Origin of the sequence: Myroides gitamensis (genome assembly GCF_029894455.1) — a bacterium.
Lineage (GTDB): Bacteria > Bacteroidota > Bacteroidia > Flavobacteriales > Flavobacteriaceae > Flavobacterium > Flavobacterium odoratum.
This window is the reverse complement of the sequence record NZ_JARYHN010000001.1, coordinates 684,974-697,427: the sequence shown is the minus strand read 5'-3', so window position 1 is coordinate 697,427 and position 12,454 is coordinate 684,974. Positions and strand designations below refer to the sequence as shown.

15 protein-coding genes are annotated in these 12,454 nt (G+C 35.4%); 8 read left to right on the top strand and 7 right to left on the bottom strand.

The window, feature by feature from the left end; genetic code table 11:
* Positions 1–46: 46 nt before the first annotated feature.
* The 7 genes from M2306_RS03135 to M2306_RS03105 all read right to left on the bottom strand — a co-directional run bounded on the left by M2306_RS03135 (position 47) and on the right by M2306_RS03105 (position 5,741).
* Entirely contained in the window at positions 47–352 is a 306-nt protein-coding gene (locus tag M2306_RS03135) for a hypothetical protein (protein WP_259187943.1), read from the bottom strand.
* An 11-nt stretch (positions 353–363) separates the two neighbouring features.
* Positions 364–555, bottom strand: a complete 192-nt coding sequence (locus M2306_RS03130) for a hypothetical protein (protein ID WP_259187942.1) — start codon at positions 553–555, stop codon at positions 364–366.
* A 152-nt stretch (positions 556–707) separates the two neighbouring features.
* Positions 708–1,082, bottom strand: a complete 375-nt coding sequence (locus tag M2306_RS03125) for a hypothetical protein (protein WP_259187941.1) — start codon at positions 1,080–1,082, stop codon at positions 708–710.
* A gap of 744 nt (positions 1,083–1,826) precedes the next feature.
* Entirely contained in the window at positions 1,827–2,768 is a 942-nt protein-coding gene (locus tag M2306_RS03120; protein ID WP_259187940.1) for a YeiH family protein, read from the bottom strand.
* A gap of 71 nt (positions 2,769–2,839) precedes the next feature.
* A complete protein-coding gene (locus M2306_RS03115) occupies positions 2,840–3,736 on the bottom strand; it encodes a LysR family transcriptional regulator (protein WP_115090751.1) in 897 nt (298 codons plus the stop codon).
* A gap of 266 nt (positions 3,737–4,002) precedes the next feature.
* Positions 4,003–4,629 (bottom strand): 2OG-Fe(II) oxygenase, encoded by a 627-nt coding sequence (locus M2306_RS03110; RefSeq protein WP_259187939.1) that lies wholly within the window; start codon positions 4,627–4,629, stop codon positions 4,003–4,005.
* A 185-nt stretch (positions 4,630–4,814) separates the two neighbouring features.
* Positions 4,815–5,741 (bottom strand): bestrophin family protein, encoded by a 927-nt coding sequence (locus tag M2306_RS03105; RefSeq protein WP_259187938.1) that lies wholly within the window; start codon positions 5,739–5,741, stop codon positions 4,815–4,817.
* Between the two features lie 272 nt (positions 5,742–6,013).
* On the opposite strand from M2306_RS03105, the gene M2306_RS03100 reads away from it, so the two are divergent.
* The 8 genes from M2306_RS03100 (at position 6,014) to M2306_RS03065 (ending at position 12,451) form a co-directional block, all read left to right on the top strand.
* Positions 6,014–6,610: a superoxide dismutase gene (locus M2306_RS03100; protein ID WP_310503458.1), complete on the top strand. Its 597-nt coding sequence runs from the start codon at positions 6,014–6,016 to the stop codon at positions 6,608–6,610.
* 2 nt (positions 6,611–6,612) lie between these two features.
* Positions 6,613–7,053, top strand: coding sequence for a DUF2753 family protein (locus tag M2306_RS03095; protein WP_259187937.1), 441 nt, complete (start codon positions 6,613–6,615; stop codon positions 7,051–7,053).
* A 259-nt stretch (positions 7,054–7,312) separates the two neighbouring features.
* Positions 7,313–8,761: a Na+/H+ antiporter NhaC gene (gene nhaC, locus M2306_RS03090; protein ID WP_259187936.1), complete on the top strand. Its 1,449-nt coding sequence runs from the start codon at positions 7,313–7,315 to the stop codon at positions 8,759–8,761.
* 339 nt (positions 8,762–9,100) lie between these two features.
* Entirely contained in the window at positions 9,101–9,739 is a 639-nt protein-coding gene (locus M2306_RS03085) for a peroxiredoxin (RefSeq protein WP_115090756.1), read from the top strand.
* 29 nt (positions 9,740–9,768) lie between these two features.
* Entirely contained in the window at positions 9,769–10,077 is a 309-nt protein-coding gene (locus M2306_RS03080) for a thioredoxin family protein (RefSeq protein ID WP_002985721.1), read from the top strand.
* Positions 10,078–10,094: 17 nt separating this feature from the next.
* Positions 10,095–10,352, top strand: coding sequence for a DUF6952 family protein (locus M2306_RS03075; protein ID WP_002985723.1), 258 nt, complete (start codon positions 10,095–10,097; stop codon positions 10,350–10,352).
* A 217-nt stretch (positions 10,353–10,569) separates the two neighbouring features.
* Complete coding sequence (locus M2306_RS03070) at positions 10,570–11,103, top strand: NADPH-dependent FMN reductase (RefSeq protein WP_115090757.1); 534 nt, start codon at positions 10,570–10,572, stop codon at positions 11,101–11,103.
* A 238-nt stretch (positions 11,104–11,341) separates the two neighbouring features.
* Positions 11,342–12,451, top strand: coding sequence for an FUSC family protein (locus M2306_RS03065; RefSeq protein WP_259187934.1), 1,110 nt, complete (start codon positions 11,342–11,344; stop codon positions 12,449–12,451).
* Positions 12,452–12,454: the final 3 nt, after the last annotated feature.

Below are 12,454 nucleotides of genomic sequence, written 5' to 3'. Positions count from 1 at the left end.
TTTATTACTTCGTGAAGTTGCTTTGTTTTATCATTCACTTTCGATTTTAGTTATTTTTTTTCAATCCTTCTTCTGAGCTAAACTCCTGAAAAAATTGCTCTAATTCTTTTAAATTGAGCTCTTCGATTGCCTTTCGATTACTAGGATCATTATAATCGTAAACATTTTCATCATCTTTACTCCATCCAGCATTTGAAAACATAGTTTCCATTATACTAACTTTTTTTCGATAAGCTTCTTCTGAAAGTTTGTGGTCTTGGTCAGGTCTTCCCTGTTCTTCGTCTGTACTACAGCCAACCATAAAAAGAAGGACGATACAAAACAAAATACTGTTCTTCCACTGCTGCTTCATTCTTTTGAAAATTAAATTCTAAAACTTTCCACACTTCCTTCTCCCTTTCTATTAAATCTAGCATACATTACGGCAACATATTTTTTATTATAAGCCTTTACTGTACAATCGACATTAATTCCTCCCTTATGGTCATAATAATCTTGGTTTGCATTGGGAGTAAAAGGGATAATATGATGCCCATTAACCTGTTCAAACTCCACACTATTATTACTATAAGTTGCATTAGCACTAGTAAAAGTTATTCTTTCATTATCGTTAATTTTAAAATTAACCAATGACCTAGAAGAACCTATGATAGCACTACTATGACTCCCTGTAACGGAATAACTACTTTCTGCCCTAGTAGTATAGCCTATTGCTCCTTGAGGATTGTGCTCTCTTGAGGATTGTGCTCTCTTGCGTATTGCTTAGACTTTTCTATACTCAAGTCTTGGTCTAAATTTTTCAATCCTTCTTCTGAGCTAAACTCCTGAAAGAATTGGTCCAATTCCCTTAGATCTAATTTTTCAATTTCCTTTCTATTTTCAGGGTTGTTATAGTCATAAGGGTTTTCTACATCATCAACCCCTCCATATTTGTACAAAATAGCTTCCATGTCACTAACTTTTTTTCGATAAGCTTCCTCTGAAAGTTTCTGATCTTGGTCAGACCTCCCTTGTTCTTCGTCTGTACTACAGCCAACCATAAAAAGAAGGACGATACAAAACAAAATACTGTTCTTTTTCATGTTATAAAAATTTTAAATTATTATATCCATGCTATCTTCAAAAAACAGTCCACTTTTTTAAGCTTATTTCATAAGTATTCGCATTTATATAAATAATATGAAATTTATATATAAAAACACCTCTCTCCTTCTTTTAATTTGGGGCATCGTCGAATAAAACTTGTACTTACCATACCTAGTTTCAGTGTACGGTATACGGTTCCAGTCCGTATGTCACCTTGAGGAACGAAAGGTCGCATCCTCTTTATCTACCATACTTGACGCAATCAAGCACAAATCAATTGGAGAGAGGAAAATAGAGAGAAGTAAATTTTCGATTAAAACAGAGTACCTTCTTTAATCGATAAAATCCACGATTTCACAAACCTCACAAAGAACAACCTTTTCTTTTTTAAAGGGTAAAAAAGAAACAAAAAACCCTTCAACTAACCCAAATAAAGGTCAAATTAGTTTTTGTAAAAAGTGTGTTTTGCTTTTTCGCTTCTTTGCCTTTTTGAAGGATTGTCACAAAGCACAAACCTCACAGCCTAGTGCGAGCGCGAGATACTGTGGGGGTATTGCTTTTTCGCTTTTTTGTCAGAGGCTTTTTTGATGATTTCTTCTGTTAAAGAAGAATGTGTCTCATCCTCTCATCTTCTATCTCATGGGTTTATATTTGTTTTCGTATTCGATGAATCTACACTGCGTTTCGATTTCACCCCCTCATCTTCTCACACCCTCATCTTCTCATCGCCTCACAAAAAACTACACATACAAGATATACACTAACGAGCTTACCGAAATAAAGATCCACAACAAGACCCCTTCAATAAAAGGTTTGGCACCCACATTTTTCACCGTTCTAAAAGACAGTGATGTACCAATTAAAAATAAAGTTAATGTCAAGGCAGCTTTTGAAATCTCAACAATATAAGGGCCTAAAGGTTGAATAAAAGGAATATAGGAATTGGCTAGCATTGCTAAGATAAACAACCCAATAAAATAAGGTATCTTCACTTTAGAGCCTTTATTTTTGAAGAGCATTGTAGATAAAAACGCAACTGGAATCACCCATAAGGCACGGGCTAATTTAACCGTTGTAGCCACTTCTAACGCTTCATCTCCATATTTAGCAGCTGCACCAACTACAGAACTTGTATCGTGAATAGCAATCGCAGACCAAAGTCCGAAATCTACTTGACTCAATCCCAACGCATGTCCTATAGGAGGGAATATGATTAAAGCCACTGAATTCAAGATAAATACAATCCCCAAGGCTACAGAGATTTGTTTTTCATCTGCATCAATAACAGGCGATACAGCAGCAATCGCACTACCTCCACAGATAGCGGTTCCAGAAGAAATTAAGTACGATATTTTCTTGTCAATTTTCAATAATTTCCCTATTCCGAATCCCAAGGTTAAGGTTAAGAAGATAGAGAAAATCGTCAAGACGAAACCATCCTTTCCCGCAGCTAAAGCGCTGTAAACATTCATTCCAAATCCCAATCCAACTACAGCCACCTTCAACAGAAGCCCTGTGGCTTTTTTCGTTTGCTTCGCATAGGGATTTTCAAAAATTTGAGCGTAAATGATTCCCAACACCAAAGCTGTTGCAGAAGAGATAAAGGGAAATAAACTTAGAATCGCTAAGCCTATGAATATTATTTTACTACCGAGTGCAGTATTGCTATTTTGTACTGTCATAACGTATCTATTTTCAACCCTACAAAGGTCAATCATCTATACTAGCGGAAAAAATACATAATAGTTATCGGTTATAACTTTAGGTTATATGATTTAATGAATCGAATAAATAATTCTACTAAGGCGCTTTCTTGTCCTTGACGTTGTACAATACTGAATTTTCGCCTGATATCTAAGCCGTTAATATCCACGACAACTAATTCATTGTATTTTAATTCTTTGAGAATAGCATGAATCGATAAAAATGCAAAACTATCGGAATGCTTTAAATACATCTTGATACTTTCAGTACTCGAGAAATTCATTTCATTTCGCAACTGATTCAGTGACATTCCCACTTGATTTAGGTTGCTTTCAATCACATCTAACGTCCCGGATCCAGCTTCCCTTAAAAGGAAGGAATACTCTTTTAATTCATCTGGTTCAATGATTCCCGTTTTGAATTTCGGGTTATCCGCTCGACAAACCAATACAATTTCATCGTCAATAAAGTCGATATACTTGATTTGAGGGTTTTTAGAACATCCTTCAACTACTCCGACATCGATATTTTTACTCAAGAGTAATTGCTCTATTACGGCTGAATTTTCAGAAAGAATATCGAGGTGTATATCGTGAACTTTAGCTCTAAATTCAGCTAAAAGTGGGGGTAAAACATATTGAGAAACGGTTGTACTTGCACCGATACGCAAGTTACCATCCATTTTTGCATTAAGCGCGTGCATATCAAACTCTAAATTGCGATACGTAGAGAAAATATCTTCTGCGTAGGTATAGAGTAATTGTCCAGATTCAGTTAAACGAATATTAATTCCGTCCCGCACAAATAGTTTCGTTTGATAATGTCCCTCTATTTCTCGAATATGTTTCGATACAGCGGGTTGAGAAATCAGTAGTTCTTTGGCTGCTTTTGTAAAGCTTTCTCTCTTTGCCACGGTATAAAAAACTTTTAACCGGAAATCAAACATAGTTTTCTCTATTAAATGATACTTCTATTCGGAAGCAATATCTGTTGTGTTAACAAAAATACTGAAAATATTGGATGCTTTGTGTTTTTTTGTTTTGATAGCAGCGATACATTGATTCATAGCATCATACTAATTACACTAGTTAACAAGCCTTTTCAATCCAATTGGACCTATTGCAATTATTCTAATTTATTTATACACTTCTAACATGTATAAATCCGCATAAGAACTAATAATAAAAAAAGAGTTAGGTATTCCTAACTCTCTTATCTTGTTTTCAACCATCCCGTAATACTATAGCGGGGTTTGTTTACTGTTCGAACTTCGTGTTCAATAGATTTACTATCAAAAATCACTAATCGACCTGGTAAAGCATACACGATTTCCTCTCGTTCATTTCCTTCTTCATCTGGTAAGAATAGGACTAATTCACCTCCATTAGCTGGGGTCCAATCTTTTTCATTTAAATACAACACAACGGATAAAGTACGACGCGTATCTTTGTGAAATACATCCAAGTGACGTTGATATCCTGTACCAACAGGATAACTTGCGTAGTGAAATTCTCCTTCTTTAATTCCCAAGAAACAAGTGCGGTTTACATAAGCAATAAATTCATTCATCTTTTGGAAGTACATCGCCTCAACCTCATCGGTGGTTTGTTCATTCAACCATAAAATAAAATCCCCTCTTACCTCTTCCACTATTTGCTCTTCACTTGCTTGTCCAATCGCTGCTTTTTTAAACACTTGTAAATCTTGTTTCATAAAAAAGTTAGCGCGCAACAGGTCAATTTCCCTTTCGGTGAAAAAACAATCTACCACGGAGTAACCACGATTCACTAAATCGTGTATTATTAACTCATAAAATGAATTTACTTCAAAGTCACTCATATATCATTAGATAAAAACTAAGCAAAAATAATTTACAAGACAAAAAAAATAATGCGTATAGGGCACTTTTTTTTCGTGGTGATTGCGTTAATTTTTTCTTAATAAAAAGAAAGCTCCATGTCATTAGGGACAAAAAAAACACGCGAATTAGGCGTGTGTTTTTTTATCATATAGGGCTTGTTCCCTTATTTTACAATGTAATTTTCGTCTGGCAGTACCAAAGCAGGAAGCTCTAGTCCTGAAATTTCCGATAACGAATAGGCGATATTGCCACACATTTGATCCAAAGCCAAATCATTTTCTTCTTCTCCAAAAGGTTCAGCAATTTCCGCTACTACTGCATCTAAGGCAATAAAAGTATAAGCGACAAAGGTCACAAAGAAAGGCATCGTCCATACAATCAAATCAATCAACCCAAAAGGAAGAAGGAAGCTATAAACGTAAACAGTACGATGCAAGATAATAAAGTAAACAAATGGAATCTTAGTATGTACAATACGCTCACAAGCAGCAAGTACAATCGACAATTGTTCAATATTCTGATCTATTCTCGATTGTGTAATTGAATCTATACGCCCTGCTCTATGCTGTTCGCTCACCCACTTTGTCAGTTCACTCAACAAAAAAGCAGGTTTAAAACGCTTGGTCAGCATCTCTTGATACATTTCTTCCGTTAGATAAGAACGAACAATCGTCCAATCGGTTTTATTTCTCAATTGCTTATTTAACGCATAACAAAATGCAATAATTAACTGAATCCCCTTTTGCTTTTCTTTTAAAGTAAAAGGGTCATCTTCTTTGATGAAATGCAACAGCTGAAAAGCCAAGGAGCGACTGTAGATAACTAAACTTCCCCATTGTTTTCGTCCCTCCCAATACCGATCATAAGCTGCACTATTACAAAAACCTAAGAAAATGGCAAGGGAAATCCCCACTAAGGTAAACGCTCCAACATTTAAGGGTATAATAATGTCTGGAAAAAAGTAATGACTCCAATAGACTAACCAAGAAAAAATAAAGATGGCTAATAAAGTAGGCGCAATCTTCTTCAACACAGATCCTTTCCAAATAAAAAGCATTTGAACAATATGCTTTTTGTCTCTAACTATCATATGCTATAGAATTTATATCCTACAAAATTAACCCATACTGAGGGAAAAATAGCTCTCAAAACACCAAAAATAAAAACAAATTAAAAACGCAGTGTGGAAACTTGACAAACTCCTTTTACTCAATATGCTCTAAATATAATTTTAGATTGCTCTAAAATTATATTTTTACAGTACTAAATAAATCCTATATTTGTACAGGCATACTTCACTTCATATAGTGAAAACACCACCTAAACACGGACATAAGTCCGCTAATTACAAAATGAACAAAAATGGAAATCGACTTACAATTACCTGCATTACCTTATGAAAAAAATGCATTCACCCCTTTAATTACAGAAGAAACCTTTGACTATCATTACGGTAAACATCATGCTGCTTATGTCAATAACCTCAATGATTTGATTCAAGATACGCCTTTACTTAAAAAATCTGTACCTGAAATCATTCTATACAGCTATCAAACAGGTGATATGCCTCTTTTTAACAATGCTGCCCAACACTGGAATCACACCTTTTTTTGGCATAGTCTATCCCCTTCTGGAGGAAAGGCTCCCACAGGAAAAATCCACGACTTAATCATTCGTGATTTTGGTAGTTTTGACCAATTTAAAACACTTTTTTCTACAACGGCAGCTAAACTTTTTGGTTGTGGCTGGACTTGGTTAGCTCAAAATGAGGAAGGTAAGTTGGAAATTATTCCCTTGAAAGAGGCGCATACTCCTTTGACACTTAACAAAACGCCTATTCTAACCTTAGATGTCTGGGAACATGCTTATTATATTGACTATAGAAATGCAAGACCTCAATTTATTGCCAATTTTTGGGAGATGGTCAACTGGGAATTTGCGAATCAAAATTTAAAATAATTATGAGTGATACTTGTATAAATCACCTAGAACGCTATTGGAAAACCTTGACGGTGTCGAGCAATGAGAAATTCAACCAGGAAAACTACCTGGAAGCCTTAGAGGGTTACAAAGAGGCGCTGTATAGAGCTGAAGTATTAAATAATCATTGGGAATTGTGCATGCGATTAAAGATCCCTGTTGTCCAAGTGTATATCATTTCATGTAATAACTTAGCACATACCCACGAAGAACTTCAGGAACTCCATCAAGCACATGCTTATTTAAAACGCGTCATTTACTTTTTGATTCACCTTGTGGAACAAATTGCAATTTCAACGGAATCAATTCAGGGAGATCTCAAACAAGCTTTACTTGCTTATGCCGATTTTAAACAGCGTACTCAATTTTATCCTGCTGAAGATACTACGCTAGATCGGTTGATACAAACGCTACCTCGATAGGGGAGGTATTTGTGAGGTTTGTGCTTTGTGAGGTTTGTGCTTTGTGAGGTTTGTTATTTGTGAGGTTTGCTCTTTGTGAGGTTTGCTCTTTGTGAGGTTTGCTTACCTTCTCATCACCTGACCTCTCACCCCCTCATCACCTTCAAAAAAACCTTTCCCTCCCTTTTTTGGTATAGTTTATGAGGGGTATTATTTACGATTCAATCAAAATTAAGTACTTTTACTTTTTAAACCATTACTATTTTAAATGAAACTTGAAATGCAAGAAAAACAAGAAAAGCCAATTTCGCTCACACAATCATTAATTCCTGTCGTATTACTTGTTGTATTACTGGCTGTTAATGTTTATGTATTCCGGGATGATGCTTTATCAGGAACCAATCAATTCATTTTATTATTGGGTGGTGCTATTGCAATTCTTGTAGGGATGTACAATCGCGTTTCTTATGATAAGATTCTGCTTCAAATTGTCAATAATGTCCGTGATACGTCGAATGCCATTTTTATTTTGCTGCTAGTAGGTGCTTTATCGGGTACTTGGTTATTGAGTGGTATTATTCCCAGTATGATTTACTACGGTTTAGAGATTCTACATCCATCCATTTATCTACCAGCATGTGTTATTATCACGTCTATTATTTCTATTGCAACGGGTAGTTCTTGGACCACCTCTGCGACTGTCGGAATAGCGCTTGTAGGAATCGGAAATGCCTTAGGGATGCCTTTAGGGGTAATTGGTGGAGCCGTTGTTTCTGGTGCGTATTTTGGAGATAAATTATCTCCACTGTCGGATACTACCAATTTAGCTCCTGTAATGGCAGGTACGGATTTGTTTACTCATATTCGCTATATGCTGTATACTACAGTTCCTACCTATGTAGTTACCCTCATCTTATTTATCATTTTAGGGTTTGTCTATGGTGCAGAAGGTCAAGTAAATACTGCAGAAACACTAGAAGCTATTAGTGCTACCTTTCATATTACCCCCCTTTTATTTATTGTTCCAGTATTAGTTATTGTTCTTATTGTAAAGAAAGTACAACCTATTGCAGCCTTGTTAATGGGTACCTTATTAGGTGCTGTATTTGCTTTAATTTTCCAACCCAATATTGTTGTTGCAGTAGCAGGTGGAGAAGAATTTAATTTCTACAATGCCTATAAGGGAGTAATGTTAGCTTTAACCACTGATATTCGCATTTTATCGCCTTTAGAAAGCCTCAATGAGCTATTTGAAGCTGGAGGAATGGCCAGTATGCTTAATACCGTTTGGTTGATTCTATGCGCCATGTTTTTTGGTGGAACAATGGAGGCCATTGGTGCATTGCAAAAAATATCTACTGCTTTACTGTCTATTGCTAGTAGTTTATTTGGTTTATTTGCCAGTACAGTTGCTAGTTGTTTAGCGGTTAATATCACAACTTCAGATCAGTATTTATCCATCGTAGTACCTGGAAAAATGTTTGCAGATGCTTATAAACAAAAAGGACTCGCTCCTGAAAACTTAAGTAGAACACTTGAAGACTCTGGAACGGTAACCTCTGTATTGATTCCATGGAATACCTGTGGTGCTTATCATGCAGGAGTATTGGGAATTCCAACACTCACCTACTTACCCTATGCCTTTTTTAATTACTTAAGTCCGTTTGTTACTTTGTTGTACGCTGCTTTTGATATTAAAATAAGACGAATTGTGAATAGTAAACAGTAGATGGTGGAGGGTGAGAAGTGACAATGGACGGTTAACAATGGACGGTTGACGGTTGACAGTGGACGATGAGAAGTCACCCATAACTCTTAACTCCTAACCCCCATTTATAACAAATCCTTCACACTAAAACTCGTTTATTCTCCGTATATTTAGTCTCGTCGAAATTTGATATACGGTTGAGCGTAAAATCAATCGGACAGGGCTTACTACTATAAATAAATCTTATAGTAAAATAAAAAACAATAATCAGAAATAATAGTACAAGCCACTTTTGTGGGCTACTTTTGTACTAGAAATAAGAAAGAAAAAACAAATATTAACTTTTAAAAAATAAACATTATGTCTTTAGTAGGTAAAAAGTTTCCAAACATTACAGTAGATGCAATTTCAGAAATGGGTGATAATTTAAGAATCAACCTTTTCGAAGAAGCTACAAAAAATAACAAAAAAGTATTATTATTCTGGTATCCAAAAGACTTTACTTTCGTATGTCCAACAGAATTACATGCTTTCCAAGAGGCTCTTCCTGAATTTGAAAAAAGAAATACAATGGTAATTGGAGCATCTTGCGATACAAACGAAGTTCACTTTGCTTGGTTAAACACAGCAAAAGACAACGGAGGTATTGAAGGAGTTACTTACCCTATCATTGCTGATACACAAAGAAATTTATCTTCTGTATTAGGAATTTTAGACGTAGAGAGTGAAGTATACAACGAAGAGTTAGATTCAGTTCAAATCGAAGGATCAAACGTTACATACAGAGCTACTTATTTAATTGACGAGACAGGAAAAATTTTCCATGAGTCAGTAAACGATATGCCATTAGGAAGAAACGTAAATGAGTACGTGCGTTTAATCGACGCTTACACACACGTTCAAACGCATGGTGAAGTATGTCCAGCAAACTGGGAAGAAGGAAAAGATGCGATGAATGCTGACAGAAAAGGTGTTGCTGATTACTTAAGCAAACACTAATTAAATACTAACGTAAAAAAACTTAAAAAATGCTTTTAGAATTAGATCAAGATAACTTACAAGAAATTGTAAGTCAAAATGAAAAAGTAGTTGTTCAATTTTCAGCTACATGGTGTGGTAATTGTAGAATTATGAAACCGAAGTTTAAAAAGCTTTCAACAGAAAAAGAGAATATCACATTTGTGGTTGCAGATGCGGAAAAATTCCCTGAATCTAGAAAACTAGCTGACGTGAGTAATCTACCTACATTCGCTACTTTCGTAAATGGAAAATTAGTGAACCAAACGCAAACAAATAAAACGGAAGTTTTACACGAGTTAGTTGGTGAAATCGCTTAATTCTAAATACAACAAGCATGAAATTACCTGTAATTAAACATTTAACTCAATTTATTGAGCAAAATGACCAAGACTATATCATTGAAACCCTTGAAGTATTGGAAAACCTTACGGAAGTTCCTTCGTTAAAAGACGAAGAATTAGATGTAATTGGTGAATTAATTTCCAATATGTATGGAGCACTAGAAGTTCAGAAATTAATGAAAGAAGGTGCAACGCAAAAAGAAGCTTTAAACAGCTTTATGCAACGCGTTTTAGGGTCAATCGACAAATAATATTTATATTTTACATACAAAAAGCTGCAAAAAATAAATTTTGCAGCTTTTTTTTATTTCTACACATTTACGGGCAACTTCTATTTACTTCTATGAATCTTTCCTTTTTAAGTTAAAAGTCAAATCACCATTTGCTCTTATTTTTTTCTTATTCTAGATTAAGAAACGGTTGAGTCTGCGCTCGTATCTTTGTAGTGTAATAAAAAACAATTCAACCATGAAAATTACAGCCTTTGCAGCTACAAATAGTACGCAATCTATCAACCTTGAGTTAGTAAAGAGCGCTTTAGATACTTTACAAGAATACGAAATACAAATTTTAGACCTCAACGATTACGAGATGCCTATTTATTCGCCAGAGCGAAACCAAGCGGGTATTCCTGAAAAAGCACTCGCTTTTAATCAGATATTAAAAGAAAGTGATGCCTTAGTTATTGGTCTAGCTGAACACAACGGAACATTCAGTACCGCTTTCAAAAACATCTTTGATTGGGGATCACGCGCGGATAAAACCTTGTTTCAACAAAAACCAATGCTATTATTATCAACATCACCTGGGCCTAGAGGAGGACAGTTTGTTATGGAATCAGCCAAAACGATCTTTCCTTTCTTTGGTGGAAATATTAAATCTCATTTCTCCTTGCCAAGTTTCCAGGATAATTTTAAAGAAGGAACGATTGTCAATGACAACTTACAACAAGAATTTGAAGCGCGATTAAGCGATTTTAAATCAACGCTTCACCAAAACTAACAACTACTTTTCAACAAAAGAGGTTATCCTTACGAGGATAGCCTTTTTTTATTGAATTGTTTCATCTCCTTCTTTTGTCCTCTATTTTACTCGTTTCTTCTATTTTTAAACTGCAAATTGATTCGTACCTTTGCCCTACCTTACAAGTTGATTATTAAGGCCTTTACCTCTTATGTAAGACACAATTAATCAACGTAGTACAGTTTACTCATCGTAAGCTAAAAAACCAATTTTAACCATGAGAAGTAACTTCTTCGTTCAATTACTCAAACAAGAAAGTAAAAATTTATTCCAACTCAAACACAGTGATCGCTTATGGCACATTCCATTTATGGCTATGTTTGCCATTGGAGTTCCCTTGTTAGTTGGGTGGTATTTCGATAACTTACAAGCAGGTCTATTAGCTTGTTTAGCGGGTTTAGTTATTTTATACCTTCCTTCCAATTTACCTACTCCTCAACGCATGTTTATCATGTTGGTGTGTTCATTTGGCTTTATGTTTTCGTATGTAGTAGGGGTTATTTTTAGCTTTAATTTTATTGTATCCGCCCTTGTATTTGGATTATTTGCAACAGCCGTACACTGGATATCCTTGTATTTTTCTATGCCTCCTCCTGGGAGTTTTTTCTTTACCATGATTGCCTCAATGGCCAGTAATACTCCGTTTGACTTTGATACCATTGCTACGCGAATTGGCTATTTTGTTTTGGGAACTATTTTCGCTTGTACCTTAGCTTTGATTTACAGCTTTATTGTTGGACGTAAATATACCTCTAAAACGCCTGTTCGCATTATTATACCTGTTCCTATAAAAACACAAGTCGATTACTTCATTCGTTCTCTTATTGTGGGGGCTTTTATGTGCTTATCGCTATTGATTGGTAATTTACTGAATTTCAATAATCCCTATTGGATTCCCATTTCTTGCTTGGCGATTATGCAGGGAATTTCCCTTTATCACGTCTGGCAAAGAGCCTTGCATCGTATTGCGGGAACGTTTATTGGCATTGGACTTTGTTGGGTTCTTATTTCCATTTCACAAGATCCCCTATACTTGTGTATTTGCATCATGCTTTTGCAATTTATCATTGAAATTTTCATTTCGAGAAACTATGCACTTGCTGTGATATTCATTACCGCTTTAACGGTTTTATTAGCGGAAGCAGGAAGTTCATTGATTCACTCTCCTAACGAACTTATACAAGCGCGATTAACGGATATTGTTATTGGCAGTTTATTGGGTGGTATTGGTGGTTGGCTCCTACACCACGAATACTTACGACACCATACAGTCGATCAAATTAGAAGCACGCGTATTAGCCTAAAAAGAAGACGAAAAAAAGCGTAATTT

Bases quoted from the DNA above. Each gene is read 5' to 3' on its own strand.
- M2306_RS03120 (WP_259187940.1), bottom strand. From the start codon at position 2,768: ATGACAGTACAAAATAGCAATACTGCACTCGGTAGTAAAATAATATTC.
- M2306_RS03110 (WP_259187939.1), bottom strand. From the start codon at position 4,629: ATGAGTGACTTTGAAGTAAATTCATTTTATGAGTTAATAATACACGAT.
- nhaC (WP_259187936.1), top strand. From the start codon at position 7,313: ATGCAAGAAAAACAAGAAAAGCCAATTTCGCTCACACAATCATTAATT.
- M2306_RS03115 (WP_115090751.1), bottom strand. From the start codon at position 3,736: ATGTTTGATTTCCGGTTAAAAGTTTTTTATACCGTGGCAAAGAGAGAA.
- M2306_RS03080 (WP_002985721.1), top strand. From the start codon at position 9,769: ATGCTTTTAGAATTAGATCAAGATAACTTACAAGAAATTGTAAGTCAA.
- M2306_RS03125 (WP_259187941.1), bottom strand. From the start codon at position 1,082: ATGAAAAAGAACAGTATTTTGTTTTGTATCGTCCTTCTTTTTATGGTT.
- M2306_RS03100 (WP_310503458.1), top strand. From the start codon at position 6,014: ATGGAAATCGACTTACAATTACCTGCATTACCTTATGAAAAAAATGCA.
- M2306_RS03105 (WP_259187938.1), bottom strand. From the start codon at position 5,741: ATGATAGTTAGAGACAAAAAGCATATTGTTCAAATGCTTTTTATTTGG.
- M2306_RS03065 (WP_259187934.1), top strand. From the start codon at position 11,342: ATGAGAAGTAACTTCTTCGTTCAATTACTCAAACAAGAAAGTAAAAAT.
- M2306_RS03135 (WP_259187943.1), bottom strand. From the start codon at position 352: ATGAAGCAGCAGTGGAAGAACAGTATTTTGTTTTGTATCGTCCTTCTT.
- M2306_RS03095 (WP_259187937.1), top strand. From the start codon at position 6,613: ATGAGTGATACTTGTATAAATCACCTAGAACGCTATTGGAAAACCTTG.
- M2306_RS03075 (WP_002985723.1), top strand. From the start codon at position 10,095: ATGAAATTACCTGTAATTAAACATTTAACTCAATTTATTGAGCAAAAT.
- M2306_RS03070 (WP_115090757.1), top strand. From the start codon at position 10,570: ATGAAAATTACAGCCTTTGCAGCTACAAATAGTACGCAATCTATCAAC.
- M2306_RS03085 (WP_115090756.1), top strand. From the start codon at position 9,101: ATGTCTTTAGTAGGTAAAAAGTTTCCAAACATTACAGTAGATGCAATT.